The 26,458-nt window shown below is 58.0% G+C and carries 22 protein-coding genes, 2 tRNA genes and 1 rRNA gene; 1 reads left to right on the forward strand and 24 read right to left on the reverse strand.

Translation table 11 applies throughout. The features are described from left to right. Window positions 1–179: 179 nt before the first annotated feature. The 24 genes from A8C75_RS17405 to A8C75_RS17520 form a co-directional block, all read right to left on the reverse strand. Window positions 180–255: transfer RNA gene (locus tag A8C75_RS17405), tRNA-Ala, on the reverse strand. A 306-nt stretch (window positions 256–561) separates the two neighbouring features. After that, window positions 562–638 (reverse strand) — tRNA-Ile (locus A8C75_RS17410). A 131-nt stretch (window positions 639–769) separates the two neighbouring features. Next, window positions 770–2,310 (reverse strand): 16S ribosomal RNA (locus A8C75_RS17415). Between the two features lie 668 nt (window positions 2,311–2,978). Then, on the reverse strand, window positions 2,979–3,836 hold the full coding sequence (murI, locus tag A8C75_RS17420) for a glutamate racemase (RefSeq protein WP_067385352.1): 858 nt from the start codon (window positions 3,834–3,836) through the stop codon (window positions 2,979–2,981). Continuing rightward, window positions 3,833–5,263, reverse strand: a complete 1,431-nt coding sequence (der, locus tag A8C75_RS17425; RefSeq protein ID WP_067385354.1) for a ribosome biogenesis GTPase Der — start codon at window positions 5,261–5,263, stop codon at window positions 3,833–3,835. Before der ends, murI begins: the two co-directional genes overlap by 4 nt. Window positions 5,264–5,334: 71 nt before the next feature. Further along, window positions 5,335–6,483 carry an outer membrane protein assembly factor BamB gene (bamB, locus tag A8C75_RS17430; RefSeq protein WP_067385359.1) on the reverse strand — a complete coding sequence of 383 codons (1,149 nt, stop codon included), beginning with the start codon at window positions 6,481–6,483 and terminating at the stop codon, window positions 5,335–5,337. Then, window positions 6,484–7,134 carry a YfgM family protein gene (locus A8C75_RS17435; RefSeq protein WP_067385361.1) on the reverse strand — a complete coding sequence of 217 codons (651 nt, stop codon included), beginning with the start codon at window positions 7,132–7,134 and terminating at the stop codon, window positions 6,484–6,486. Between the two features lie 33 nt (window positions 7,135–7,167). Next, complete coding sequence (gene hisS, locus A8C75_RS17440; protein ID WP_067385362.1) at window positions 7,168–8,445, reverse strand: histidine--tRNA ligase; 1,278 nt, start codon at window positions 8,443–8,445, stop codon at window positions 7,168–7,170. A 33-nt stretch (window positions 8,446–8,478) separates the two neighbouring features. Continuing rightward, the gene (locus A8C75_RS17445) at window positions 8,479–9,504 is read right to left on the reverse strand and encodes a helix-turn-helix domain-containing protein (protein ID WP_067385364.1); all 1,026 of its coding nucleotides are present in this window, start codon (window positions 9,502–9,504) and stop codon (window positions 8,479–8,481) included. Continuing rightward, on the reverse strand, window positions 9,501–10,277 hold the full coding sequence (gene pilW, locus A8C75_RS17450; RefSeq protein ID WP_227819957.1) for a type IV pilus biogenesis/stability protein PilW: 777 nt from the start codon (window positions 10,275–10,277) through the stop codon (window positions 9,501–9,503). The genes A8C75_RS17445 and pilW overlap by 4 nt, the downstream gene beginning before the upstream one ends. A 10-nt stretch (window positions 10,278–10,287) precedes the next feature. Further along, entirely contained in the window at window positions 10,288–11,424 is a 1,137-nt protein-coding gene (gene rlmN, locus A8C75_RS17455) for a dual-specificity RNA methyltransferase RlmN (RefSeq protein WP_067385369.1), read from the reverse strand. Window positions 11,425–11,495: 71 nt separating this feature from the next. Continuing rightward, window positions 11,496–11,903 (reverse strand): nucleoside-diphosphate kinase, encoded by a 408-nt coding sequence (gene ndk, locus A8C75_RS17460; RefSeq protein WP_067287104.1) that lies wholly within the window; start codon window positions 11,901–11,903, stop codon window positions 11,496–11,498. Window positions 11,904–12,129: 226 nt separating this feature from the next. Further along, window positions 12,130–13,425, reverse strand: coding sequence for an adenylosuccinate synthase (locus A8C75_RS17465; RefSeq protein ID WP_067385371.1), 1,296 nt, complete (start codon window positions 13,423–13,425; stop codon window positions 12,130–12,132). Window positions 13,426–13,466: 41 nt separating this feature from the next. Continuing rightward, window positions 13,467–14,651: an ATP phosphoribosyltransferase regulatory subunit gene (locus A8C75_RS17470; protein ID WP_067385373.1), complete on the reverse strand. Its 1,185-nt coding sequence runs from the start codon at window positions 14,649–14,651 to the stop codon at window positions 13,467–13,469. 32 nt (window positions 14,652–14,683) lie between these two features. Next, a complete protein-coding gene (locus A8C75_RS17475) occupies window positions 14,684–14,881 on the reverse strand; it encodes a DUF2065 domain-containing protein (RefSeq protein ID WP_067385374.1) in 198 nt (65 codons plus the stop codon). Window positions 14,882–15,009: 128 nt separating this feature from the next. Continuing rightward, on the reverse strand, window positions 15,010–15,885 hold the full coding sequence (gene hflC, locus A8C75_RS17480) for a protease modulator HflC (protein ID WP_067385376.1): 876 nt from the start codon (window positions 15,883–15,885) through the stop codon (window positions 15,010–15,012). Next, window positions 15,885–17,084, reverse strand: a complete 1,200-nt coding sequence (hflK, locus tag A8C75_RS17485; protein WP_067385378.1) for an FtsH protease activity modulator HflK — start codon at window positions 17,082–17,084, stop codon at window positions 15,885–15,887. Before hflK ends, hflC begins: the two co-directional genes overlap by 1 nt. An 84-nt stretch (window positions 17,085–17,168) precedes the next feature. Further along, window positions 17,169–18,467 carry a ribosome rescue GTPase HflX gene (hflX, locus tag A8C75_RS17490; protein WP_067385380.1) on the reverse strand — a complete coding sequence of 433 codons (1,299 nt, stop codon included), beginning with the start codon at window positions 18,465–18,467 and terminating at the stop codon, window positions 17,169–17,171. 7 nt (window positions 18,468–18,474) lie between these two features. Then, a complete protein-coding gene (gene hfq, locus A8C75_RS17495) occupies window positions 18,475–18,714 on the reverse strand; it encodes an RNA chaperone Hfq (RefSeq protein WP_020683734.1) in 240 nt (79 codons plus the stop codon). A 120-nt stretch (window positions 18,715–18,834) separates the two neighbouring features. After that, complete coding sequence (gene miaA / locus A8C75_RS17500) at window positions 18,835–19,794, reverse strand: tRNA (adenosine(37)-N6)-dimethylallyltransferase MiaA (protein WP_067385382.1); 960 nt, start codon at window positions 19,792–19,794, stop codon at window positions 18,835–18,837. Between the two features lie 2 nt (window positions 19,795–19,796). Next, the gene (gene mutL, locus A8C75_RS17505) at window positions 19,797–21,734 is read right to left on the reverse strand and encodes a DNA mismatch repair endonuclease MutL (RefSeq protein WP_067385384.1); all 1,938 of its coding nucleotides are present in this window, start codon (window positions 21,732–21,734) and stop codon (window positions 19,797–19,799) included. Window positions 21,735–21,809: 75 nt separating this feature from the next. Then, complete coding sequence (locus A8C75_RS17510) at window positions 21,810–23,150, reverse strand: N-acetylmuramoyl-L-alanine amidase (protein ID WP_067385386.1); 1,341 nt, start codon at window positions 23,148–23,150, stop codon at window positions 21,810–21,812. A 17-nt stretch (window positions 23,151–23,167) separates the two neighbouring features. Further along, complete coding sequence (gene tsaE / locus A8C75_RS17515; RefSeq protein WP_067385388.1) at window positions 23,168–23,659, reverse strand: tRNA (adenosine(37)-N6)-threonylcarbamoyltransferase complex ATPase subunit type 1 TsaE; 492 nt, start codon at window positions 23,657–23,659, stop codon at window positions 23,168–23,170. Window positions 23,660–23,702: 43 nt separating this feature from the next. Further along, on the reverse strand, window positions 23,703–25,223 hold the full coding sequence (locus tag A8C75_RS17520; protein ID WP_067385390.1) for a bifunctional ADP-dependent NAD(P)H-hydrate dehydratase/NAD(P)H-hydrate epimerase: 1,521 nt from the start codon (window positions 25,221–25,223) through the stop codon (window positions 23,703–23,705). 57 nt (window positions 25,224–25,280) lie between these two features. On the opposite strand from A8C75_RS17520, the gene queG reads away from it, so the two are divergent. After that, a complete protein-coding gene (gene queG / locus A8C75_RS17525; protein ID WP_067385392.1) occupies window positions 25,281–26,441 on the forward strand; it encodes a tRNA epoxyqueuosine(34) reductase QueG in 1,161 nt (386 codons plus the stop codon). The last annotated feature ends 17 nt before the right edge of the window (window positions 26,442–26,458 follow it).

Here is a 26,458-nt window from a genome sequence, read left to right on the forward strand (position 1 = left end):
GATTTTTCGCCATTGGCGCTTGTACTACAGTACAAGACATATCTCGAATTAATTCGAATCCATATTGTTAAAGAGCGATAAAGCAAGCTTGAAGCGATAAGCTTCGAGCTGACAGCTTTAAGCGATAAGCTTCAAACCGTGATCGGTGTGCAACTTATGACTTACAGCTTTCTTTTAAATGGTGGAGCTATGCGGGATCGAACCGCAGACCTCCTGCGTGCAAAGCAGGCGCTCTCCCAGCTGAGCTATAGCCCCGGAACCGGGTATACACCAGAAGACTAGGCCACTGGCTTTTGGCGGACTTGACCACCGTACAGATCACCAAGTTTTCGCAATATTGCGGAAAACTGGTAGGCCTGAGTGAACTTGAACCACCGACCTCACCCATTCTCTATCATGGGGAGTGGGGTGCGCTCTAACCAGCTGAGCTACTACAACTTTCCTGCCGGAAATTTGGTAGGCCTGAGTGGATTTGAAGTACCGACATCACCCATTCTTTATCATAAAGAGTGGGGTGCGCTCTAATCCATCGATCTACATCAATTTTCAAACCTGTAAAATTGGTAGGCCTGAGTGGACTTGAACCACCGACCTCACCCTTATCAGGGGTGCGCTCTAACCAGCTGAGCTACAAGCCTACATCGTCAAGCTCTTAGCCTTGCGGCTACAAGCTCTTTTATCCACAGGTTATCCCCGCGAATATTTCGCTCTCTTTAACGTTTGATCAGATAATTCGTGTGGACGCTATGCCAGAACAAGCCATGTCGTTTAAGGAGGTGATCCAGCCGCAGGTTCCCCTACGGCTACCTTGTTACGACTTCACCCCAGTCATGGACCACACCGTGGTAACCGTCCTCCCGAAGGTTAGACTAGCTACTTCTGGTGCAACCCACTCCCATGGTGTGACGGGCGGTGTGTACAAGGCCCGGGAACGTATTCACCGTGGCATTCTGATCCACGATTACTAGCGATTCCGACTTCACGCAGTCGAGTTGCAGACTGCGATCCGGACTACGACCGGTTTTGTGAGATTGGCTCCCCCTCGCGGGTTTGCAGCCCTCTGTACCGGCCATTGTAGCACGTGTGTAGCCCTACTCGTAAGGGCCATGATGACTTGACGTCGTCCCCACCTTCCTCCGGTTTGTCACCGGCAGTCTCCTTAGAGTTCCCACCATTACGTGCTGGCAAATAAGGACAAGGGTTGCGCTCGTTACGGGACTTAACCCAACATTTCACAACACGAGCTGACGACAGCCATGCAGCACCTGTCTCAGAGCTCCCGAAGGCACCAAGCTATCTCTAGCGAGTTCTCTGGATGTCAAGAGTAGGTAAGGTTCTTCGCGTTGCGTCGAATTAAACCACATGCTCCACCGCTTGTGCGGGCCCCCGTCAATTCATTTGAGTTTTAACCTTGCGGCCGTACTCCCCAGGCGGTCGACTTATTGCGTTAGCTGCGCCACTAAGAGAGCAAGTCTCCCAACGGCTAGTCGACATCGTTTACGGCGTGGACTACCAGGGTATCTAATCCTGTTTGCTACCCACGCTTTCGCACCTCAGTGTCAGTATCAATCCAGGCAGTCGCCTTCGCCACTGGTGTTCCTTCCTATATCTACGCATTTCACCGCTACACAGGAAATTCCACTGCCCTCTACCGTACTCTAGTTAAGCAGTATCAGGTGCAGTTCCCAGGTTAAGCCCGGGGCTTTCACATCTGACTGACTCAACCACCTACGCGCGCTTTACGCCCAGTTATTCCGATTAACGCTCGCACCTTCCGTATTACCGCGGCTGCTGGCACGGAATTAGCCGGTGCTTCTTCTGTGGCTAACGTCACAGGTAACGGTTATTAGCCGCTACCCTTTCCTCACCACTGAAAGTGCTTTACAACCCGAAGGCCTTCTTCACACACGCGGCATGGCTGGATCAGGGTTGCCCCCATTGTCCAATATTCCCCACTGCTGCCTCCCGTAGGAGTCTGGGCCGTGTCTCAGTCCCAGTGTGGCTGGTCATCCTCTCAGACCAGCTAAGGATCGTCGCCTTGGTAGGCCTTTACCCTACCAACTAGCTAATCCTACGCAGGCTCATCTGATAGCGAAAGGTCTATAAATAGATCCCCTCCTTTCCCCCTTAGGGCGTATGCGGTATTAGCATCCGTTTCCGAATGTTGTCCCCCACTACCAGGTAGATTCCTACGCGTTACTCACCCGTCCGCCGCTCTCAAGAGAAGCAAGCTTCTCTCTACCGCTCGACTTGCATGTGTTAGGCCTGCCGCCAGCGTTCAATCTGAGCCATGATCAAACTCTTCAGTTTTAAATCAAGATACCGAAGTATCGATAATTCTGACTCAAGCTATAACAACTTAAATGAATTCACATTAGGGTTGCTTACCTTGATAAAGCTATTTATCAGCCTTATCCTGACAAGCGCCCACACGAATTATCTGATCAATCTGTTAAAGAGCGTTTGGACTCAAGGATCGTTGCCGCTGATCCCGTGTCTCAAGTGAGGCGCATATTCTAGCGTCTCGGTGTTTTAAGTCAACTCTTTTTTTTCAACATTTCCGACCGAAGCCGAGGAGAAAAACGAGTGACTCACAAGCCGATACTGCCGGCCGATTCATCAAGCTAAACACTTGAAAATCAACCACTTACTTCCGACTTGCTCGCTCTGTTCGGTGGCTGTTAAAGCCGCTTTCCCTAAGCGAGGTGCGCATTCTACATTGCCCCCGATCAGAGTCAACAGCCCCTTTGAAATTAATAACGAATAAGTGCAAAAAGGGGCTTATTAAAGCTTAAACCGGCTTATCGACGGTGATATAGATTACTCAATAACCAGCTGTGTACATTTAAATCATTACGCGCTGATTGATAAACAGACAATCAGAGCCCAAGACTCATGGCTATTATTAATCCGGCAGCCCAAGAGCAGGAAAAGTGCATATTTCGAAGACCAGAAACATTGCATTCACAGAACCGCCCTCAGGCGACAACATAATGCTGCAGATCAACCAGCTCAACCTGCGCCGCGTTCACGGGCCCTTCAAAGAAGTAGGACGCTACGCGCACAAAGCGCTCAGGCCCATCGGTGACCAGAAAGGACACATGCCCAGGCGTATCACCCTCTCGCATCAGGTTAGCTTCCAGTAACTGTTGCTTGACCACACGCGTGGTCGTCACCGCCGAGTCCACCAGACTGACATCCGGCCCCACCACTTTGGCAATTGCACCCTTAAGTGCCGGGAAGTGCGTACACCCCAACACCAGAGTATCGATGCCCGAATCCCCTTGCGCCTCATCCAGCAGTGGCGCCAGGCAGCGTGCGACTATCTGCTCGACCAACCCCCCCTCATGCCAGCCCTCTTCGGCCAGAGACACGAAGAGTGAACAGCCCTGGGCCCGGATTCTGATATCCGGGCGCAACGACATGATCGCCTTCTGATAGGCCTGGTTGTTTACGGTACTCTCGGTGGCGATGACCCCCACCTGACCGTTACGGGTTTGCGCACAGCAGGCTTCAGCCCCCGGCTCAACCACGCCGATGACCGGAACACCGGGAAAGCGCAGACGCAGCGGCTCCACTGCCACCGCTGATACGGTGTTGCAGGCGATCACCAGCAGTTTGACCTTGCGCTCGATCAGCAACCGCGCCGCCTGTTCCGCATAGCGCGTAACCGAAAGCGAACTTTTGGTGCCATAGGGCACCCGCGCGGTATCCCCGAGATAGATCAGATTTTCACAGGGCAGCTGGCGGCGCAACTCATTCAGCACCGTCAGACCGCCGACACCCGAATCAAACACACCTATAGGCAGACGCCGACGCTCTTCCTGTTCGCTCATTTTTTCTTGCGCGATTTGCGCTTGCTCTCTTTCTTCAAGTCCTGCACATGCAACTTGAAGCGCTGTTTTTTGGCGAGCTGACGAGGAGTCAGCTGATTCGGGCGACCCTCAAACGGGTTGTCACCGACGCGGAACTCAAATCGCACCGGCGTGCCCTTGATGCCAAGTACCTGACGGAACTTGTTCTGCAGGTAACGCTTATAGGACGCCGGCAGGTTATCCAGCTGATTACCGTGGACCACAATAATGGGCGGGTTCGAGCCCCCCTGGTGGGCATAACGCATCTTGATACGACGACCATTCACCATGGGCGGCTGATGCTCCGCCACCACATCTTCAAGCAGGCGGGTCAGGCGGTTCGTCGGCCACTTGGCCATGGCACTGACATAGGCTTCATCAACCGAACGATACATCTCACCCACACCACTGCCGTGCAACGCCGAGATGAAGTGAAAACGGGCAAAGTCGACGAACTCAAGCCGACGCTGAATCTGCTCCTTGACCTTGAGCTTCTGCTCTTCGAGCATGCCATCCCACTTGTTCAGTGCAATCACCAGCGAGCGGCCGGCATCGAGCACGAAACCCAGCATGTGCAGATCCTGATCAGTCACGCCCTGACGGGCATCGATCACGCAGACCACCACATTGGCATCTTCGATTGCCTGCAGCGTCTTGATGATCGAGAATTTCTCTACCGCCTCGGTGATATTCTTGCGCCGACGCACACCGGCGGTATCGATCAGGATGTAAGGCTCACCATCACGCTCGTAGGGAATATAAATACTGTCGCGGGTGGTACCAGCCTGATCGAAGACCACCACACGGTCTTCACCCAGCATGCGGTTCACCAGTGTTGACTTGCCCACATTGGGCCGTCCGACCACCGCGATCCGGGTACTGAACTTGAATTCTTCCGGCAGTACGTCGGCTTCCTGCTCAGGCAACTCGCTGAGCACTTCCTCGATCAGCAGCGTCACGCTGCGGTTCTGCGACGCCGCGATCGGCAACGGCTGCCCCAGACCCAGACCAAAGAAGTCAGAAATAGCGACATCGGGATCCAGACCATCGGTCTTGTTGACCACCAGGTAGCAGCTCTTCTCGGAGCGGCGCAGATGATCGGCAATCATCTCGTCGGCCGGGTTCAGGCCGGCACGACCGTCCACCAGAAACAGAACGATATCTGCCTCTTCGATCGCCATCAGGGACTGCTTGGCCATCAGGGAGTCAATACCCTCCTCGTCGCCACTGATGCCGCCGGTGTCGATAACGATAAACCGTGCACCACCGACCTTGCCTTCGCCGTATTTGCGGTCACGGGTCAGGCCCGACAGATCGGCCACCAATGCGTCCCGCGAGCGTGTCAGTCGATTAAAAAGTGTAGATTTGCCGACATTGGGTCGGCCCACGAGCGCTATAACCGGTACCATTCTCTATTTACCACAACGAAAACGGCGGCTAGTCGCAAACGCAAATAGCCGCCTGTGAAAATCACTCATGCTCAGTTTAAGCGTAATGCCAGCAAACGGCCGTCATTACCCAATACATAGAGCACATCATTAATCGCGAGCATGTCGCCCACTACGCCTTTTGAGTCGGCGCGATAGCGTGCGACAAAGTGGCCATCAACCTGCGACATGAAGTGCAGATAACCTTCCACGTCGCCTACCACCAAATTATTTCCCAGCACCGCAGGCGCTGACACAGTGCGGTTTTCCAGCGCCGGCTGAGACCAGACGCTGGCGCTGCTGCTCGCATCGTAGGCCTGCACATGATCATTGGCTTCTACGACATACACATTGCCGAAGCCTGCAGCCGGCGTGCGGTAGCTTGAGCTGTCGCGGGCCCACTGAATCTGCGCATCAAACGGATTGATCGCCACCAGGCGCCCCTGGTAGCTCGACACATAGAGCATCTGATTAGCCAGTAACGGGCGGCCATCGATGTCTACCATGCGCTCCAGCTCGGAACGACCCTGCGGCTCGGCAATGCGCTGTTCCCACAGCATGTTGCCATTGCTGTTGGTCAGCGCCGCCAGCTTGCCGCTGGCAAAGCCTGCGAAAGTGACATCCGCCGCAACGATAGGCGCCGCCGTACCCCGCAGGCTCAGGCTCGGCACCTGGCTGTCGTAGGTCCAGCGATGCTCGCCCGAGGTCGTATCCAGCGCTGTCACCTTGCCATTGACCAGCTGTACCACCACCAGATCACGGTTAAGCTGCGCCGGCGCCACGGCTTCGGAGGACACCTGACGACGCCAGAGTTCCTGGCCGCTGCTGCTGTCCAGCGCGATAACCAGACCCGACTCGGTGACCACTACCACAGAGGCAGGGCCTACACCGGTACCCGCGCCCAGCGCTGTTTCGAGTTCGACTTCCCAAACTTTTTTGCCGGTCGCAAGATCAAACGCCGCTACCGTACCCTCGGCGTCATTCGCATAGATGCGCACACCATCGGACGCCGGTGCAAACTGGTGGTACTTCTTGCCAAGGCCAGAGCCCACGCGAGCACTCCAAACGACATCCACCGAACGCTCGGATTTGAAATCGACCAGCTCATTAGGTTCGACTTCATCATTCGAACTCCAGAGGCTGCAGCCGCTCACGGACGCAACCAGCGCACCCGCCGCCAGAACACGGAACAGCTTGTTCATTTAACCTTCCTCAGCCGTGAGATTTTCGAGCTTCATGGTTAGCAGCGGACGCACACCCGCGGTTTCCGCGGCCTGGGCCGCCAGACGATAGGCATCCCGCGCTTCTATCGCTTTACCGGAGGACAGCAGCAGGTCACCGCGCAGCTCCTGGTAGCTGGCCTCAAAGCTGCCAGGTTCCAGTGCATCCAGCAATGCCAGCGCTTCGCTCGCCTGACCCTGCTGCCCCATAATCTGCGCCTTGCGCATGATGGCAACTGTGCGCTGAGCATCGCTCGGCTCATGACTCAATACCCACTCAAGCTGAACCAGAGCCTCATCCAGCTGGCCCTGCTCGACCGCCACGCGAGCCATCAGCAGGGAACCCAGTGCTGCATAGGCACTGCCTTCGTAGTCAGCCTTGAGGCCTGCCGCCAGATGCTCCGCCGTCGCAACCTGAGCGTCGGTGCCTTCGGCGGCCAGGGACAGACTCACGGCCTCTACCAGGCTCTGATACATCGCCGAGGCATTCGCGGCCTCTGTCGCCTGGCGGTCCTGCCAGGTACGCCAGCCAAACACCAGCGCCAGCGCTATAGCAAGGGTCAACAGCAAGGTCTTGCCGTTTTCCTGCCACCAACGCTTAAGCGCTTCTACCTGTTCCTCTTCTGTGCGCATCTCAGCCACGTACGACTCCCTATGCCCTGTCGATCAAACGTTGATAATAGTTGTCAGCTCAGCCGCAAGCTGCGACCAGGCTACCTGTTTTTGTGCCGCGTCGCTGCGCAGCGGCTTGAGAGTTGCCACCTGCTGTGCAACCTCATCATCACCCAGAATAAGGGCGACGCTGGCACCGCTGCGATCGGCCTTTTTCATCTGGCTCTTGAAGTTACCGCCACCGCAGTGGAGCTGAATTCGAAGGTCGGTCTCGTTGCGCAGACGCTCCGCCAACAGCAAGGCCTCGCTGGCCGCACCAGCCCCCATTGAGGCGATATACAGATCAACCGTCTGACGGGCTGACAGGGGCACAACGTCAAGGGTTTCAAGCAGCAACACCAGGCGTTCGATGCCCATGGCAAACCCCACCGCCGGTGTCGCCTTGCCACCAAGCTGCTCTACCAGGCCGTCATAACGACCGCCCGCACAGACAGTGCCCTGAGAACCGAGCTTGTCGGTGACCCATTCGAAAACCGTCTTGCAGTAATAATCAAGCCCACGCACCAGGCGCGGGTTAACCTCGTAGGCGAGGCCGGCGCGATCCAGCACAGACTTCAGCGCTTCAAAATGCTCGAGGGACTCCGTATCCAGATATTCATGGAAATCCGGCGCATCGTTCAGCAATGCCTGGGTTGTCGTATCCTTGCTGTCGAGGATGCGCATGGGGTTGGTGTCCAGGCGGCGCAGACTGTCCTCATCCAGCTGCTCCTTGCACCCTTGCAGGTACTGCACCAGCGCGTCCTTGTAACGGCCACGGGCCTCGGCGCTGCCGATGGTATTCAGCTGCAGCGTGACCGCATCCAGCAGACCCAGCTGGCGCCATAGACGGGCTGTCAGCAGAATCAGCTCGGCATCGATATCCGGCCCCTGCATGCCAAAGGTCTCGACACCGATCTGGTGAAACTGGCGGTAGCGTCCCTTTTGCGGCCGTTCATGCCGGAACATGGGCCCCTTGTACCACAGGCGCTGCACCTGATTGTAAAGCAGACCATTTTCTTCACCGGCACGCACACAACCCGCCGTTCCTTCAGGACGCAGCGTCAGGCTGTCACCGTTGCGGTCTTCGAAGGTATACATCTCTTTTTCGACGATATCGGTGACTTCACCGATAGAGCGCTTGAAAAGTTCGGTCTGCTCGACGATTGGCATGCGTATTTCAGCGTAACCGTAAGCACCGAGGACTGTCTGCACATGCTGTTCCAGGTACTGCCACACCGGAGTTGCTTGCGGCAGGATGTCGTTCATGCCACGAATGGCTTTGATCTTGGCCAAAATAAAACCCTACTAAATCTGAACGGCGACATATTAATTAAGCGGAAGCGTTAACCGGGCAACATTCTTGTTGTTGAAGGGCGCGAGGTCAACCACAGCGCCGTCGAAACTGATTTGACTGACTGCATTGGTGCGGCCCAGTAACACATTCAAAGGTCCCGCCTGTTCGATACGCAGCTCTTCACCGGCCTTGCGCAGGTTGTTGAACAGCGTCTTGCCCGTGGCACTCTTGACCGTGACCCAGCAATCATCGCTAAAACGAACCAGCAGCCCGGTTGTGGCAAGCGATACTGCGCCCTCCGCATCTGACTCAGAGGCAGCAGCCACGTCTGACGCAGGCGCAGCCAGTGCGGTCGTTGCAGCAGCCGCTACGGTGTCCGTGGCTGCATCTGCTGCTGTAACCACAGGCGCAACGCCGGTTGCAGTCAAAGCGGCATCGACCTGAGCGGCTACCACTGCAGCTTCGGCCTGCTCTCCAGCACCTTCAGCACTGATTGCCATAGCCTCTTCAGGCGACAGCTGCGGCGCTGCGATATCCAGACCCGCTTCAGGCTCGGGCTCGCCGGCAGACAACACCAGGGTTTCACCATCAGCCGTATCCACCGCTACCGTGCTTTGCGGCGAACTGGTCAGGGCGACTTCATGTCCATACTGGGTCTTCCACCACCAGAAGGTGGTCGCGACTATAACCACAACGAGCAGCAACATCGACAGGCTGACACCAGGACCCGATGCACCTGAAGGCTGTATCCGGCTGATTGAGCGGATAGACGCAGACGTCTGTGCCCCACCGTAGTTCCTGTCGAACTCAAGCACCAGGTCGTCGCCATTAACTCCCAGCAAACGAGCATAGGATCTAAGGTAGCCGCGGGCAAAGACAACGCTGGGCAACTTGCTATAGTCGCCCTCTTCCAGTGCCCTTACCTGCGCGGCGGGCAATCGCAATGATGTTGCCACCTGTTCCAGTGACAGTCCCTGGCCCTCACGCATCTGAACAAGACTGAACTGCGACAACGCGGCCGCACTCGATTCAGACTCAGCCTGGGACACCTGGTTCACTGCAGCGACTCCTTGTAATTGGCATATTCCGCGGATTGCGGGAAAATATTTTTCAATAACAGCGCAAAGGTGGCACCCCTGGTACTGCTGCCGCCCTCGCGCGACAGCTGAATCCCAAGCCAGAGGCTCTGGGCGCTGTGCTCCACCTGACGCGAATCAATCAGCTGCGAGAACTTGTCGAAAGACTGCCGCGCCTCGGGCAAGCGATTGGCTTCCAGCTGTATTGCCGCCAGCTCCAGCAGGGCCTGCGGACGGTTGGGGGACAGCCTGAGAGTTCGTTCAAAAGCATGCTGCGCCGCATCCGGACGCTGAATGACGCGAAAGCACCGCCCCAGGTTTTCGAACGCCTGGGCACGCTGGGTATAAAATGGATCTTCCGTCGCCCGCTCCAGCTCCGTGCAGGCTTCGCTGTAGCGACCCTGCGCATAGAGGAAGGCACCGAAGTTATTGTGAAAGGACGCCGTCTCCGGCTCCAGGCTCACAGCCTTGCGAAAATGCTGTTCCGCCAGGGCGTATTCCTGCTCCACCTGAAACACCAGCGCAAGCGCGTTATAGGTACCGGCATAGCTATCGCTGATTTCCACCGCCCGCTGCAGCGCATCCTTGGCACTGACCAGATCACCGGCCCGCAGATACTGCAAGCCCAGCTGGGTATAAGCTTCGAGTGCCTTTTCTGGCGACACCTCGGCTGAATTCTGACGCCCCGGCGAACTGGAACAGCCCACCACCAACAACATGACAAGCGTCCATAGTGCTGCGCGAATTCCGCTCAAGCTATACCTCCTAGGCTCTTCGATCCGTGGATAGACCCGGCTCCTCTTGTACCACGGGAATGATTTTTTGGCTACGGCGAGTGCGATCCTGCACCTGGCCGACCAACTGCCCGCAGGCAGCATCAATCTCGTCGCCACGGGTGCGTCGAACAGTGGTAATAATATTCGACGTCACCATGATCTGTTTGAACGCCTGAATCGCCGCATCAGACGGACGCTCGTAGCCGGAATTGGGGAAGGGGTTAAACGGAATCAGATTGAGCTTGCAGGGCAAGCGCCGCAGCACCTTGACCAGCTCACGGGCCTGATGGGGCTGATCGTTCACGCCCGCCATCATGGTGTACTCGATAGTAATGACGCGTTTGTCACTCAGACCTTCGAGGTAGCGGTTACAGGCGTCGATCAGCTGATCAATCGGATAGCGACGGTTGATCGGCACCAGTACATCGCGCAGCTCGTTGTTGGGTGCATGCAGCGAGATTGCCAGGGATACATCACTGACTTCACGCAGCTTGTCTATTGCCGGTACAACACCGGCCGTACTCAGGGTGACACGTCGCTTGGACAGGCCGTAGGCGTTGTCATCCATCATCAACTGAGTGGAGTCGACGACGTTGTCAAAATTCATCAGGGGCTCGCCCATGCCCATCAGTACTACGTTGGTCACCTGGCGTTCGCCATTGGGATCCATCGGACCGAAAGACTTGATGGCGATATAAACCTGGCCGATCACTTCAGCCGCGGTCAGGTTACGGTTAAAACCCTGCTTGCCTGTTGAGCAGAAACTGCAGTTCAGGGAGCAGCCGACCTGGGAGGAAATACAGAGTGTACGGCGGGTACCTTCAGGGATCAGTACAGTCTCCACGCAGGAGCCGCCCTCCACCCGGATAACCCATTTGCGCGTACCATCCTTGGAAATATCCTGAGAGACCACTTCGGGCGGCCGGATCTCCGCGACAGCATTAAGCTTCTCGCGCAGCGCCTTGCTGATGTTTGTCATCTCATCAAAGCTTTCGGCACCCAGCTGATGAATCCATTTCAATACCTGGGTGGCGCGAAAGCGCTTTTCCCCAAGCTCAGCAAAAAACGCCTCAAGCTTGGCAGGAGACAACCCCAGTAGATTGGTTTTGGTAATGGATTCAGTCATCAAAGTCACTCAGTATTAAATCGTTGTGTCAGGGCTGTGGCGCAGCCGCAACCCCGGCACAGGTTTACAGCTTACTTGCCGAAGAAGTAAGCGATCTCACGTGCAGCAGAGGTAGCGGAATCCGAACCGTGTACAGCGTTGGCATCGATGGATTCAGCGAAATCACGACGGATAGTGCCTTCAGCAGCATCCTTCGGGTTGGTAGCGCCCATCAGCTCACGGTTAACCAGGATAGCGTTTTCACCTTCCAGCGCCTGTACAACAACAGGACCAGACGTCATGAAAGCAACCAGATCACCAAAGAAAGGACGTTCTTTGTGCTCAGCGTAGAAACCTTCAGCTTCTTCTTTGGACAGGCTTTTCATCTGCATTTCAACAACCTTCAGACCGGCTTCTTCGAAGCGGGCAACGATCTGACCGATGACATTTTTTGCAACGGCATCAGGCTTGATGATGGACAGAGTACGTTCAACAGCCATGGAAATTCCCCAAGTATGAATAGATCAAAATTTAAACGCGGCATTATACGCCAAGCCCAGGATATAAAACAGCTGCGCCTGCAGCGAAAGCCGAGTTACTGCGCCTCTCCAACTGCCGCCGATGTGCGCCGAGACGCCAGGCTCGACAGCCAGGGCCCCATAGCGCAGACACAAAAAACCCGGCGGATGCCGGGTTTTCTCAACCTGCCTGCAAAGCCCTCAGAACTCAGGCTTCGTAGGGGTCACGCAGCACGATGGTTTCAGCACGATCAGGACCGGTGGAAATGATATCTACAGGCGCTTCAATCAACTGCTCAATACGCTTGATGTAGGCAATGGCATTCGCCGGCAGCGCATCAATGGACTGAGCGCCGACAGTGGAATCACTCCAGCCCGGCATCTCTTCGTAGACCGGTTCGACCTTGTCGTAATCTTCGCTGCCGCTGAGGGATTCAACCAGGTTGCCCTGCTGATCACGGTAGCCGATGCAGATGCTGATCGTTTCCAGACCATCCAGCACATCCAGCTTGGTCAGACAGATACCCGAAATCGAGTTGATCTGAATCGCATGCTTGAGCGCAACCGCATCAAACCAGCCACAACGACGCGCACGCCCCGTGGTGGCACCGAATTCGTGACCACGCTCGGCTAGACGACGACCTACATCGCAACCCAGCTCCGTCGGGAAGGGACCGCCGCCCACACGCGTGGTGTAAGCCTTGGTAATACCCAGGATGTAATCCAGGTACAGCGGACCGAAACCAGAACCTGTGGAGGTGCCGCCGGCCGTGGTGTTGGACGAGGTCACAAACGGATAGGTGCCGTGGTCGATATCCAGCAATGAACCCTGCGCACCTTCAAACATGATGCTGGCACCCTGCTTGCGCAGACCGTGCAGAATAGAGGTCACATCGGCAACCATAGGCCGCAGCTGCTCACCCATTTCCAGCGCCTGCTGCAATACAGTGTCATAGTCGATCGGATCAACCTTGTAGTAATGCTCGAGCGCGAAGTTGTGATAGGCCATCACTTCCTTCAGCTTGACGGCAAAACGCTCAGGATGCATCAGATCATCCAGACGCAGACCGCGACGGGCAACCTTGTCCTCGTACGCAGGCCCAATGCCACGACCGGTGGTACCGATCTTGGATTCGCCACGCGCAAGCTCACGCGCCTGATCCAGCGCCACGTGATATGGCAGAATCAGCGGACAAGCCGGGCTCAGGCGCAGACTCTCGCGCACTGTCACACCCGCCTGCTCAAGACCCTCGATCTCCTTGAGCAGCGCTTCCGGCGACAGCACAACACCATTACCGATCAGACACTGTACGCCTTGGCGCAGAATGCCGGACGGAATCAGGTGCAGAACCGTCTTCTTGCCATCAATAACCAGTGTATGGCCGGCATTATGCCCACCCTGAAAGCGTGCTACCGCTGCAACTCGCTCGGTCAGCAGGTCGACAATCTTGCCTTTGCCTTCGTCGCCCCACTGCGTGCCTAAAACAACTACGTTTCTACCCATTGTTGTCTCTAGTGATGTCTAGCGTTAATCGAAAAATTCGCTTACAGGGCCGTCACGACCCAGGTATCCCCTTGTTGCAGCAACTGACGGTCGCAACTGGACGCATTGGCCAGCGTTACGTCCGGCAACTGCTGCATAACGCGCTCTCCCTGAGCACGCAGCTCACTGATCCGCGCCAGCAGCGACGGGGCCTGCCCCGCCGGTGCAAGAATGGCGCTGCCACGGGCTGCAAGCCCTGCAATCGCCAGATCTTCCAGGCATTTCAAATCAGCGCTGAATCCTGTTGCCGGGCGTGCCCGGCCAAAATCCCTTCCAATCTCGTCATAGCGGCCACCCTTGGCAATCGCCTGACCAAAGCCCGCCGCATAGGCGGCAAACACAATACCGGTATGGTAGTTGTAGCCACGCAGCTCGCCCAGATCAAAGTACAAACGCACCTGCGGATACCGCAGACTCACCTGACGCGCGATCTCTTCCAGATAAGTCACCGCATCCAGCACCGCAGCCTGCCCATCGCCAAACAGCTCGCGAGCACGCAGCAGCACCTCGGCACCACCATGCAAACGTGGCAATTCGGTCAGCAACGCCAGCGTAGGCGCATCGAGATCCAGTTCAGCCAGCAAGGCTTCAATTTCCGGCAATGCCTTCAACTGCAGCTTTTCAAGATACAGGCTTTCCTGCGCCGCCGTCAGACCCGCAGCCGCCATCAGATTGCGCACAATCCCGACGTGCCCCAGATCCAGACTTAGCGGTGCCTCTATACCGGACGCCAGCAGCGTCTCGAGCATCAGGCTGATTACTTCAACATCACTGTCAATGCCGGCGTGACCATAAAGCTCCGCACCCACCTGCAACGGGTTGCGCGAGGCCAACATATTGGCCGGACGCGTCTGCAACACCGAACCGCAATAACACAGCCGGCTGGCACCTTCGGTACGCATGCGGTGCGCATCAATGCGCGCGACCTGGGGCGTAATGTCTGCCCGAATGCCGAGCAAGTGCCCACTGACCTGATCGGTCAGTTTGAAGGTAACCATATCCAGGTCTCGCCCCACACCTGTGAGCAGCGATTCCAGATGCTCCATCAGCGGCGGCATGACAAGCTCATAGCCCCAGCTGTCATAGAGATCGAGCAGACGACGGCGCAATGCCTCGATCTGGCGCGCCCGTGGCGGCAATATGTCTTTTACGCCATCCGGCAACAACCAGCGATCTGCCAATGCCATGCAGTACTCCAATACAATCCTGGTAATCTGATTCAGTTGATCCAATACAGCAACGCCACACCGGCCAGCATACTCAGCAGGCCAAATACACGCAGCGTTGCATCATTGATCAGTGACAGCTGCTGCACCATAAGGCGCCAGCGCTGCGGGTATAAAAAGGGCAGCACACCTTCCAGAACCAGCATCAAACAGAAGCCGATTAACAGCTCGCGCCATAACCCAGAAGACATAAAGCATCCCGTCCCAGGCAGCCCGCTGCCACAAAAAAACCGGGTCTTGGCCCGGTGTGCGGATTCTAGCACGGAACGAGTGCAAATTTGCACCCGTTCCGCTGCATTACAGCCTTATCAGGGTCGAATCAGGGCCCTGTTGGCTTGGACAGATACTTGAAGAAGTCGCTGTCAGGCTTGAGCAGGAGCACGTCACCACTCTCTCCACCGAATGATGCCCTGTAGGCCGTCAGACTGCGTGAGAAGGAGTAGAACTCCGGATCCCGATTAAAGGCATCGGCATAGACACGGGCAGCGGACGCATCACCCTCGCCTCGCGTCTCCTCGGCTTCGCGGTAAGCGTTTGCCTTGACGATAGTCACCTGACGGTCCGCATCAGCCCGAATACCCTCAGCCAGCTCCTTACCACGGGAGCGCAACTCACGCGCTTCACGCTCACGTTCGGTACGCATGCGCTGGTATACCGACTCCGAGACTTCGGCCGGCAGTTCGACACGCTTGACGCGCACATCGAGAACATTAATACCCAGCTCATTCTGCGCAATCTGACTGAGCTGCTGAATCACCTGATCCATCAGCTCTTCACGCTCACCGGACACTACCTGGTTCAGGGTACGGGCACCAAACTGGTTACGCAGTTCGTTTTCCACACGGGACAGCAAGACATCACCGGCACGGAACTCGTCACCCGAGGTCGCCGTGTAGTACTTGCCCACATCCTGAATACGCCATTTGACGAAGGCATCCACGATCAGACGCTTTTTCTCCAGCGTCAGGAAGGACTGCGGGCGGGCGTCCAGCGTCAGCAGGCGACCATCAAACTTGCGCACCACGTTGACGAAAGGCACCTTGAAATGCAGACCCGGGGTGACATCATCGTTGACGATTTCACCGAAGCGCAGCAGGACCGCACGTTCGGTTTCGCTGATGATATACACCGACTTGGATCCCACCATGAACACTAGCAACAGCAGGACCAGTACAAGCATTGATCTAGGCTTCATTACCGGCCCTCCCTACGCGTAACGGTACTCTGGCGTACACGCATTTCATCAGCCACCTTGTCTGTCAGCTCTCGAAGACTCTGATCATCCAGGCGTGCACCGCGGCTTGAGTCGCGACGCTCGTTGCTGTTCTGCATCAACTTGTCCAGCGGCAGATACATCATGTTATTACCACCCTCAACGTCGATCAGGACTTTCGGGTTGTTTTCCAGCACGGACTGCATCATGTCCAGATACAGACGCTCGCGCGTAACGTCCGGCGCCTTGCGATACTCGCCCAGCAGGGCGATGAATCGCTTGGCTTCACCATCCGCCCGGGCCAGCACTTCTTCACGGTAGGCATTGGCTTCTTCAAGCATGCGCTGCGCTTCACCGCGCGCTTCCGGCACTATGCCATTGGCGTAGGATTCAGCCTCATTTTTGACCCGCTGCTCGTCTTCCCGTGCCTTGATCACGTCATCGAAGGCATCCTGCACCTGACTCGGCGCCTGGGCATTCTTGACGTTGATCTTGGAGATGCTCAACCCCGTACCATAACTCTGCATGTAACCCTGCAGGCGGTCCAGTACCGCAAAGCCAAGGGCTTCACGACCTTCGGTCAGCAAGGAGTGCATTTCCGAGCTACCGACGACCTGGCGCAGCGCAGATTCGGACGCATTTGCCAGGCTGCCTTCAGGATCGCGCACGTTCAGCCGGTACGCCTTGGGATCAATGATCAGGTACTGCACGGTCACATCGATATCGACGATGTTTTCGTCTTCAGTCAGCATCAGGGCGCGATGATCGAGCGCACGCACCCGGGTCACATTGACCTTGGTGACTTCGTCAATCATCGGCGGGTTCCACTGCAGACCAGGGTTAACCGTGTCGTAGTACTTGCCCAGACGCAGCACTACGCCGCGCTCCTGCTGATCGACGGTATAGAAACCCATACCCGCCCAACCCAGCACAACCACAACCAGCAGCACCCACAGGAAGCCGGAGCCGGATGACGAAGAACCGCCACCGCCGCCACCGCCTGTGTTTACCTTGCCGAAGATGCTGTTCAGCTTGTCCTGCAGCTTGCGCAGCGCCTCGTCGAGATCAGGAGGCCCCTGATCCCCACCACCCTTAGGACCACCAGGTCCGCCGCGCTTGTCGCCATTCCAGGGATCATGGTTTTTACCGTCCCCATTCCCGCCGGGCTCATTCCAAGCCATAGTGCTCTCCGTTAGAAAACGCTTGATTCAACTCAAAAAATTGTAGATAGCCACAAGGGCTCACGCAAGCCTGAGTCAAGTTTCTCAAGACACAGCCTGCATCAGATACGATTCGGATGGAATCCCGAGTCGACTGAGCAGCCGCAACAAGTCTTTCTTCTGCAATCGGACTTCAACCTGCATCTGCCCGGAGGCATCAACACTTTCACGCAATACCGCATTGAGCGCATAAAGCTGCGCCCGTAGCTGACCGGCACTGGCGGGCAGGCTCAGCGTCTGATGGAAAATATCATCCGACAGCCGCTCACTCACCGCCTGATAGAGCAGTTCGCTGCCCTCACCCGTGACAGCAGACACCCAGACGCGCCAGGGCCGCCCTTCGTCGTCACGGTCGATGCGCGCTTCCTGCCCGTCCAGCATGTCGATCTTGTTGTAGACCTCCAGCACGGGCACTTCGCTGGCACCGATCTCCTGCAGCACATGCTTGACCTGTTCAATGTGCCCGCCACGCTCATCGTCGTAGCAGTCAATCACATGCAGCAACAGATCCGCCTCAGAGGTTTCCTGCAAGGTGGCACGAAACGCCTCGACCAGCTTGTGTGGCAGATGCCGGATAAATCCCACCGTATCCGCCAGGATTGCAGGCCCCACATCCGCCAGCTGAATTTTGCGCAGCGTCGGATCCAGAGTCGCAAACAGCTGATCGGCCACATAAACGCTGGACTCGGTCAGGCGGTTAAACAGCGTCGACTTGCCGGCGTTGGTATAGCCCACCAGTGATACAGTCGGCACCTCGGCGCGCTGTCGCGCACGGCGCCCCTGGTCACGCTGACGGCGTACTCGGTCAAGCCGCTTGACGATATTTTTCATCCGCGCGCGCAGCAAGCGGCGGTCGGTTTCAAGCTGAGTCTCACCCGGACCACGCAGACCTATGCCGCCTTTTTGACGCTCAAGGTGGGTCCAGCCACGCACCAGACGGGTCGACATATGATCGAGCTGCGCCAGCTCGACCTGCAGCTTGCCCTCGTGGGTACGGGCGCGCTGAGCAAAGATATCCAGTATCAGGCCGGTTCGATCCAGCACCCGACACTTGATCTGCTGCTCAAGGTTGCGCTCCTGGGACGGCGACAGAGAATGATTGAAGATGACGATCTCTGCTTCATGCAGCACCACCAATTCAATCAGCTCGGCCAGCTTGCCAGTGCCAATAAAGAATTTGGAACTCGGCTTGGCACGACTGCCGATGAGAAACTCCACCGGATCCGCGCCTGCCGAGAGTGCGAGCTCTTCAAGCTCCTGGGGACTCTCAGCCTTGCTCTCGTCACCGAAATCGATGTGCACGAGAATGGCCTTCTCTCCAGACTTGGGTCGTTCAAAAAACAATATGACCTCAGTCCGGCTGTTTCTCGTCGGCCTGCGGCAGTTTCACCGGACGGGCAGGAACGACTGTAGATATCGCATGCTTATAGACCATCTGGCTGACGGTATTTTTCAGCAGGATGACAAACTGATCGAAAGATTCGATCTGTCCCTGCAGCTTGATACCATTCACCAGGAAAATGGAAACCGGCACACGCTCCTTGCGCAGAACGTTTAGATAAGGGTCTTGTAAAGACTGCCCTTTTGACATTGCAAACTCCTTCCAGAAAATCGTTATAGTTTATTCGGGTCGGGACTTCGTAAAGATCCCCTCCAAAGCCCCGCCTTCCGACCGCCATCCACACTACTGCAATTGCGCGCCAGCCGAACATTATATAATGGCTGACTCCACTAATTTCAAGGCTTTAGATACCAACTGCCGATCATTCGTCTGCAGCCAGTGCAAATCATTCCAGCTGCGCAGCCAGGTAACCTGGCGTTTTGCCAGCTGCCGGGTGGCTACGATACCCTTGAATACCATGGTTTCATAGTCCCAGCGCCCGGCCAGATATTCCCATACCTGGCGATAACCGACACAACGCACCGACGGGTGCGACAGCTCAAGATCGCCCCGCGACCAGAGCACGCGTTCGACTTCATCCACCAGCCCAAGTTCCAGCATAAGCCGAAAACGCTGCTCAATGCGCTGGTGCAGTTCCGCCCGTTCCGGCGGCATCACGGCAAAGGAATGCACCTGATAGGGCAAAACGGTCTCTTCCTGCTCGCGCCAATGTTCACTCATGGACCTGCCGCTCAACTCAAACACTTCCAGTGCCCGCTGCACCCGCTGGGAATCATTGGGCTTGAGGCGCGCAGCCGCCTGCGGGTCAACCTCAGCCAAACGCTTGTGCATGGCGGGCCAGCCCTGCTGCCGCGCCTCTTCCTCCAGCCTCGCCCGCAGTACCGGATCGGCTTCCGGCATTTTGGCCAGCCCCTGCTGCAGGGCGTTGAAGTACATCATGGTGCCGCCCACCAGTAGCGGAATACGCCCGGCAGCCGTAATTTTCGCCATTTCTGCCAGCGCATCCTCGCGAAATTCCGCCGCCGAATAGCTCTGCTCGGGCCCGCGAATATCGATCAACCGATGCGGGTATCGCACCAGCTCATTGGCACTGGGCTTGGCGGTGCCTATATCCATGCCGCGATAGATCAGCGCCGAGTCGACACTGATAATGTCACAGGGCAGACGATCATGCAGCTCCATCGCCAGGGCGGTCTTGCCCGCGGCGGTCGGCCCCATCAGGAAGATGGCCGGCGGCAGCGCTGTCGCCTGAGTCAGGTGTTCGATCATGCCTAGCGCCCCCGCAAAAACAGCTTGTCGAGCTCGCTCAGCGACAGCTGCGTCCAGGTCGGACGACCGTGGTTGCACTGCCCGCTGCGCTCGGTAATTTCCATATCACGCAGCAGACCGTTCATCTCAGGCACGCTGAGCTGGCGGTTGGCGCGCACGGCACCGTGGCAGGCCATGGTCCCCAGCAGCTCGTTGATATGGTTTTCAATACGCTGACTCTGGCCATACGTGATCATGTCCGACAGCACATCCCGGATCAGCTGTTCGATATTGCCCCTGGCCAGCGACACCGGCACCTGACGCACCACCAGGCTCTCTTCCCCCATACGGGACAACTCAAACCCCAGGCGCTGAAATACCGCCGCCTGCTCCTCGGCACAGTCCGCCTCGTTCTGGCTGACCGCCATGCTCAGCGGCACCAGCAGCGGCTGCGAGCGCACCACCTCGGTTTCGTAGGCCTGCTTCATGCGTTCATACACAATACGTTCGTGGGCTGCATGCATGTCGACCAGCACCAGCCCCTGTTCGTTCTGAGCCAGAATGTAAATGCCGTGCAGATGGGCCAGGGCATAGCCCAGCGGCGGCGCGACCTCACCCTGAGCCTGAGCGGCAGCCAGCGCCGCATCCTGCATGCCATTACCACCAGGTGCACCAAAGCCACCGGCGCCATTGGCCGGCACATGCAGGGCGCCGTAGCCACTGATCTGATCCCGCACCGCTCCCAGCGAAGTACCCGCCGGGCGATAGTCGTTTTGAAAGCCGGCTGCCGCAGAAGCCGCGCCCCCCACAGCACCACCCAACGGCGCCTGAGTGAGTGGCATGCGCCCCTGCTCGAACTGCTGCGCAGTTGAGCCCGGGATACCTGAATGTTCACCTGCCGACACCTGATCGCCACTCAGCGACGTGCTGGCAGGTGGTACGGCGCCTTCGGGGCGCACATCGGCGATAACCCGGTGCAGCGTGCGAAAGATAAAGTCATGCACCAGCCGGCCTTCTCGAAAGCGTACTTCGTGCTTGGTGGGATGTACGTTCACATCCACCAACCGCGGGTCCAGCTCGAGATAGAGCACAAAGGCCGGGTGACGGCCGTGAAAGAGCACATCCTGATAGGCCTGGCGTACCGCATGGGCCACCAGCTTGTCGCGAATAATGCGGCCATTGACAAAGAAGTACTGCAGATCCGTCTGACTGCGGGAAAAGGTCGGCAACCCCATCCAGCCCCAGAGCCTCAGACCGCTGGCTTCGGCGCACATGTCCAGCGACAGGGCCTGGTCGATAAAGGCCGGTCCGCACACCGACGATATGCGCCGTTCATGGTCCTGCTCGGTGCGCGCGGGTCTCAGCTGATGGATCACCCGGCCATTGTGCCGCAGCTGGAAAGACACATCGGAGCGGCTCAGGGCCAGGCGCTTGACCACCTCTTCCAGGTGCTTGAATTCGGTTTGCTCGGTGCGCATGAACTTGCGCCGCGCCGGCGTATTGAAGAACAGATCCCGCACCTCGACACAGGTCCCCTGCGGATGCGCCGCAGGGCTGACCACCGGCTCCATGTCCCGACCCTCGGTCTGCACCTGCCAGGCGCTGGGCGCATCACTGCGACGCGAGGTGAGCGTTAAGCGGGATACCGAACTGATACTGGCCAGTGCCTCACCGCGAAAGCCCAGACTGCTGACCGCTTCGAGATCCTCGAGCACCAGTATCTTGGAGGTCGCATGACGACTGAGGGCCAGCGGCAAATCCTGCTCCTCGATACCGCCGCCGTTATCCCGCAGGCGGATCAGCTTCATGCCGCCCTGCTCGACATCAATCTCGATTTGGGTGGCGCCGGCATCAAGGCTGTTTTCCAGCAGTTCCTTGACCACCGATGCCGGACGTTCGACCACCTCGCCGGCCGCAATCTGGTTGGCCAGACGTGGCGACAGCAACTGTATTCGTGACATAGACAAATGTATTACCGGTTAGGGAGCCCCGGATCAGACCACAACAGAGCGCTGTGGCCTGATCCGCGCAGCTCCTTAGCTTGACGGAATTTTGAGTACCTGACCAATACGGATCTTGTCATTGGACAGGCCATTGGCGGCGCGCAGCGCCGAGAGGGACACGCCGTTGCGCACGGCAATCACCGACAGCGTATCGCCGCGGGACACCTTGTGCGTGCGATCAGACAGGGACGCCAGCTGGCCACCGCCGTTCTTGCGGTGAGCCAGATGTGTCATGGCCGGCGGCCGGTGCCAGAAGTAGTCTTTCACACCCTCGGTGATGGCCACGGCCATCTGACTCTGGTACTTGCTCGACTTCAGCTTGCGGGCTTCGTCCGGGTTGGAGATAAACCCGGTTTCCACCAGAATCGACGGGATGCCAGGGGACTTCAGCACCACGAAACCCGCCTGCTCAACAAACGGCTTGTGCATGCGGGCAAACTTGCCAATGTTCTTGTGTACCCGGTCTGCCACCTGGCGACTGCCTTCCATGCTGAAGGTCATGGACATATCCAGCAGCACACCGGCCAGGACTTCATCTTTGTCGTCCAGGCTGACCACACCACCGATGGCATCCACACTGTTTTCTTTCTGGGCCAGCCAGCGACCGACCTCACCGGTGGCGCCACGGTCTGAAATCACCCAGACGGACGCGCCATTGGCTCGGGAATCCTTGAAGGCATCGGCATGAATGGACACGAAAAGGTCGGCGTTATGTTCACGGGCAAGTTTGGTACGCCCGCGCAGGCTGACGTAATAGTCACTTTTGCGCACCATCACCGGCTTGTAGCCAGGCGTCGCATCCAGGCGCCGGTACACTTCCTTGGCGATGGCGATAACCACATCTTTTTCACGCAGGCCGCCGGGCCCCAGCGCGCCGGGATCCTCGCCACCATGACCCGCATCAATGGCCACCACTACGTCGCGCAGCGTACCCGTTGCAGCGGCCACCGCGGCAGGTTGCTGCACCGGCACAGGCGCGGGCTTGTCGGCACCGGTTTTCAACAAATCCAGCACCAATCGGTGACCGTACTGATCATTGGGCGCCAGCGTAAAACTGCGGGGTTTTACAGTGCTGTTCAGATCCAGCACGAAACGCTGGGTACCGTCGGCCTGGCGCGACTCGCGCATGTTGCTGACAGGGCTGTCCTGCAGTCCCAATCGATCAAGATTCGCCAGCAGGCGCGAGTCTTCCATGTCCACCACCAGGCGATCAGGGTTATCCAGACTAAACACCTTGTGTTTCACCGGTCCCGAGAGATCAAACACCAGACGTGTATGGTCCGGCGCGAGCCAGATGCGCACATTCTTGATTTCAGCCGCCATCGCCGGAGTGCCCAGCAGCAGTGCTGCCAGAACCCCCAAAATCCCCTTCATCCTGCCCCTCAACCGCGTTACCCCTGTTTTGCGATCCGGTCATTGTCCGCTAGCAAAGACGCCAGAATCTGCTGTCCCCGTGCTGTCTGTGCATGGCACTCAATACTGCGCCCCTGACCTTCGACCGAGATTGTCACCTCCAGATCCGGTCGCGGCAACCAGCCCGCGCCCCGCTGGGGCCACTCAATCAGACAGAGGTCGTCGTCTTCGAAATAGTCCCTGATCCCCAGATACTCAAGCTCTTCAGGGTCTGCCAGACGATACAGATCGAAATGATACAACCTGCGCCCCCCCAGATCATAGGGTTCCACCAAAGTATAGGTCGGACTTTTGACCGAACCATGGTGGCCATAGGCACGCAAGATCCCACGACAGAGCGTGGTCTTGCCCATCCCCAGATCCCCGTGCAGGAATAGGATCCCGCGCCCGGCGCAGGCCCGCCCCAGCACCTCACCAAAGTTCACCATGGCGTCTTCATGCCTGGCGCCGTATACAAATCGTTCTGTCATCGTATTGATCCGCTAGCTGAACCGGCATCCGGCCCGGATAAACTTATTCGTGCAGTCCGCTCACCAGCGCCTGGATGCGCGGCAACAGATCTCCCGGCAGCAGACCGCGCTCACCGCACTCCGCGGCCTGCATATCGCCTGCACGGGCATGTACATAAACCCCCAGGCGCGCCGCATCGACGGGCTTGAGCCCCTGCGCCCATAAACCGCCGATGATACCGGCCAGCACATCCCCCATGCCACCCACTGCCATGCCGGGGTTGCCCGCCGCGCACAGATGCAGCGCATCGCCATCGCAGCTCAGGGTTCCGGCGCCCTTGAGCACCGCCACGCCACCGCAGTTTGCCTGCAGTCGCTCAACGGAGGCAAATCGGTCCTGGTTCACAGCAGCGGCATCATCGGCCAGCAGGCGGGCGGCTTCGCCCGGGTGCGGCGTCAGTATCCAGTTGGCGCGCCGGGCGCTGTGCAGCCAGTTTTTCTCAGCCAGCAGATTCAGGCCATCGGCGTCCACCACCATGGGTTTTTCGCTCTGCAGGGCCTGCAGCAGCAGCTGATCACCCCAGGCATTGCGCCCCAGGCCCGGCCCTATCACCAGAATATCCGCCCGTTCCAGTAGCGGCTCCAGATCCTGACCGGAATTCACGCCGTGCACCATCAGCTCGGGCTGACGCGCCAGCGCGGCCGACACATATTCAGGCCTGATGGCCAGGGAAACCAGGCCTGCGCCACTGCGCAACGCCGCCTGGGCGGCGAGAATACCCGCGCCACCAAACCCCAGATCACCGCCAATGACCATGACATGACCGGAATCGCCCTTGTGACTGCTGCGACGACGGGGCCCCAGCGCCTGGGCCAGATCTTCGGTCTGGGTGCGAAAAGCACTGACCGGCACATCCTCATACACAGCTTCCGGTACCAGCAGGCCGTCAAACTCCACCTGGCCGGTATAATCCACCGCCTGATGGGTAAAGAGCCCCTGCTTGAGACCAATAAAAGTGATGGTCACCGCAGCCCGAACTGCCATTCCGAGTACCGCGCCTGTATCACTGCACAGCCCGGAAGGAATATCCACCGCCAGCACCGGCTGCGGACTGCGGTTGCAGTGCCGAATCGCCCGCTCCGCTGCACCGCGCACCGGCCCGGCAAGGCCAGTACCCAGCATGGCGTCCACCAGCACCTCACCGCGCAGCTCTAGTTCAGACGTATAGGCCTGAGCTTCCACGCCCAGCGCCTGGCTCCAGCGCCAGGCATCCAGCGCCTCACCCCGCAGCTTGCGTTCAAAATCATCATCACCCACACAGAGCAGCTGCACATCTAGCCCACGCTGATGCGCCAGACCCGCGACCACAAAGCCATCGCCGCCGTTATTGCCGCTACCGCACAGAATGGTCAGCGACTGCAGCTGCGGCCAATGATGCAGCAGGGTCGCGAAGGTCGCATGGCCGGCACGCTGCATCAGCTTGAAGCCCGGCAGGCCGTATTGTTCGATGGCGGTCTGATCCAGCGCGCGACTTTGTTGTGCCGTGTATAATGTGGCCGGCAGTTCCGCTCTCATGACAGGCATAGGTATCTCCTTGAATTGGCCACATTATAAAGGATCGTCCGGCGGACGATACACGTCATGAACCGGCTTTCACCTGAACAGCTCAGCCAACTGGCCGCGCAGATTAAAAACTGGGCGCAGGAACTCGGTTTTCAGCAGTGTGGCATTACCGGCACCGACCTTTCAGCCGAAGGCCCCAAGTTGCAGGCCTGGCTCGATCAGGGCTATCAGGGCGACATGGGCTATCTGGAAAACCACTTCGAAAAACGGCTGGACCCGTCACTGCTGGTGCCGGGCACGCAGCGCATTATCTCGGTACGCATGGACTACCTGCCCCCCGACACCCAGACACTGAAAATCCTAAAGCAGCCCGACAAGGCCTATATAGCCCGCTACACCCTTGGGCGTGATTACCACAAGACCCTGCGCAAGCGCCTGACCCGCCTGGGCCAGCGCATCGAGGAGGCCTGCGAAACCCTGGGATATCGCGCCTTTGTCGACAGCGCCCCTGTGCTGGAACGCCCGCTGGCCCGCGAAGCCGGTATCGGCTGGCAGGGCAAGCACAGCCTGATCCTCAACCGCGAAGCCGGCTCCTGGTTTCTGCTGGGCGAGCTGTTCATCGACCTGCCGCTGCCGGTGGATGCGCCCTACACCGAGGATCACTGTGGCCGCTGCAGCGCCTGCATGGACGTCTGCCCGACCCAGGCATTTCCGGCACCCCATGTACTGGATGCCAGGCGCTGCATCTCCTACCTGACCATCGAGTACAAGGGCAGCATCGACCCCGAGCTGCGCCCGCTGATGGGTAATCGCATCTTTGGCTGCGACGACTGCCAGCTGATCTGCCCCTGGAACCGCTTTGCCAGCCACAGCACTGAAACGGACTTCAAGCCCCGCCACCAGCTGGACGATATAGACCTGACCGAGCTATTTGGCTGGGATGAAGCCCAGTTTCTGCACAAGACCGAAGGCTCGGCCATTCGGCGCACCGGTTACCAGGGCTGGCTGCGAAATATTGCCATAGCGCTGGGCAACAGCAACGGTGGCGCAGAGGTGATAGCCGCGCTCCAGGCCAGGCTATCCGACCCCTCGCCCCTGGTGCAGGAGCATGTGCAGTGGGCGCTGGCGCAGTTGCAAGAGCGCGCAGCCACCCACACCACAGAGGTGGCGCGCGCTGTTGGGATGCACCCTGCACACCCCATCCTGGATCACCCCCGTGCCCGCAAGCTGGCGGACTGATCCCGTTTTGCCAATGC

The organism is Marinobacterium aestuarii, from assembly GCF_001651805.1.
Lineage (GTDB): Bacteria > Pseudomonadota > Gammaproteobacteria > Pseudomonadales > Balneatricaceae > Marinobacterium_A > Marinobacterium_A aestuarii.